Source organism: Lactobacillus sp. UMNPBX16 (assembly GCF_002553775.1).
Taxonomy (GTDB): Bacteria; Bacillota; Bacilli; order Lactobacillales; family Lactobacillaceae; genus Lactobacillus; species Lactobacillus crispatus.
In genome coordinates, this window is record NZ_PCYU01000086.1 from 1 (window position 1) to 1,449 (window position 1,449).

2 protein-coding genes are annotated in these 1,449 nt (G+C 28.4%); one reads left to right on the forward strand and one right to left on the reverse strand.

Annotated features, from left to right (window positions below; translation table 11 throughout):
* Positions 1–100 precede the first annotated feature (100 nt).
* A complete protein-coding gene (locus CP367_RS10450; RefSeq protein ID WP_005720873.1) occupies positions 101–955 on the reverse strand; it encodes an Rgg/GadR/MutR family transcriptional regulator in 855 nt (284 codons plus the stop codon).
* Positions 956–1,116: 161 nt separating this feature from the next.
* On the opposite strand from CP367_RS10450, the gene CP367_RS10775 reads away from it, so the two are divergent.
* Positions 1,117–1,287, forward strand: coding sequence for a hypothetical protein (locus CP367_RS10775; RefSeq protein WP_155634313.1), 171 nt, complete (start codon positions 1,117–1,119; stop codon positions 1,285–1,287).
* Positions 1,288–1,449: the final 162 nt, after the last annotated feature.

Genomic DNA, 1,449 nt, shown 5'->3' on the forward strand with positions numbered 1-1,449 from the left:
AGATTTAATAGGCTTTTTTATTCTTGCTAAAAATAATTTTGCATATTTGCAAAGAAAAATCAATTAGATAAAAATGAGGGTAATATAATAGGCAAATGAATTAGGAAAGAGGTGAACGATCATTTTTTATACGGTTAAAGAAGAAAGTTAAGTCTTTTGCAATATCTGTTAATCCTAACCACTTTAAATTTTCTAGCTTAATTGAGATAAGCTTTTCATCTGTTTTGCCTAAACGGTAATCTAAAAGATACTTGAGGACATTAGTTCTAATTTTTAAGTAAGAGATTGGTTTAGGAATTGAAACTTTCTCTATTTTAGTTAAAAGCTGTGATGCTAATTTGGGATTTTTGATAATTAGAGCGGTTAGGGCGTTGATGACAGAGGATAAAGCATAATAATATTCTTGAAAATCATTAAATGTATTAGAATTTAAATTTTTAAGAATTCTGATTGAAATACTATATAGTTCCTTGCTGTCATAGAGAAAAACAGTGTTACCAAAAACATTGATGTACATCTCTGTCCAATATTCAATGTTAGATAAAATGTAGAATAATTTCTTTTGATAGCTCACTGGGAAAACATTGTTATCAGTTAGATCGTAATAACAATTACATGCGATAGCTAGTAGAAGTAAATCAAATTGATTATGTGAATTTTGGTATTCTTTTTTCTTGCTTTGTATTAATTGCAAAATATGACGATCATCGTTGGCTTCATAGTACATAGCCACTTTCGCAACAAATGGATTACTATGATTAATTTTGCAGTAATTAGTAAACTCTTTTAGGTTTATATGAATATTGTCTAAAAGCTTAATAACTAAATTGAAGCGAATATCAATCTTATTATTCTCCCATCTGGATAAAGTCGATGGAGAGATAACTCTGTTAGCAGCTTGCTCTAGTGAAATATGTTGTTGAAGACGAAGTGCTTTAAATTTTTGACCGTACATAATGAATTCCTGGCTTTGAAATTAAAAAATAAGAGAATACTTACTGTTATTATTATAAGCATTTGGGGAATTATGGGAAGCATTGATATCAATCCCATACACAGTAAATTGCAAGTTGAAAATTATGCATTACTTAACGAGAGAAAATAGGATGTATAGTAATGTCTGAAGGTATGAAGAAATTAATTAAGGATCTTTCTGATGGTAAAAATATTTCTTTGGAGAATATTGATGCCTTAGTGAATAAGTATCACTTGTCTCTAGAAGAGCGACAATTGTTAGAAACTAAAGATGAAGATGATTTAAAGCAATTGGGTTTAAAAAGTGTATGAATCATTCTTATAAAAATGATGAAGATTGGCTTGTTGATTATGAGAAATATGTGGGTATTAAACAATGAACACACAACAAATAAATTTTAAATGGGTAGTAAAACATGTTCCAATATATTTACAAATAGTTTTTCTGGTTTTATCGAAACTGTCAAATCTTTT

Excerpts from the sequence above, each read along its gene's own strand:
- CP367_RS10450 (WP_005720873.1), bottom strand. The coding sequence starts at position 955 with ATGTACGGTCAAAAATTTAAAGCACTTCGTCTTCAACAACATATTTCA.
- CP367_RS10775 (WP_155634313.1), top strand. The coding sequence starts at position 1,117 with ATGTCTGAAGGTATGAAGAAATTAATTAAGGATCTTTCTGATGGTAAA.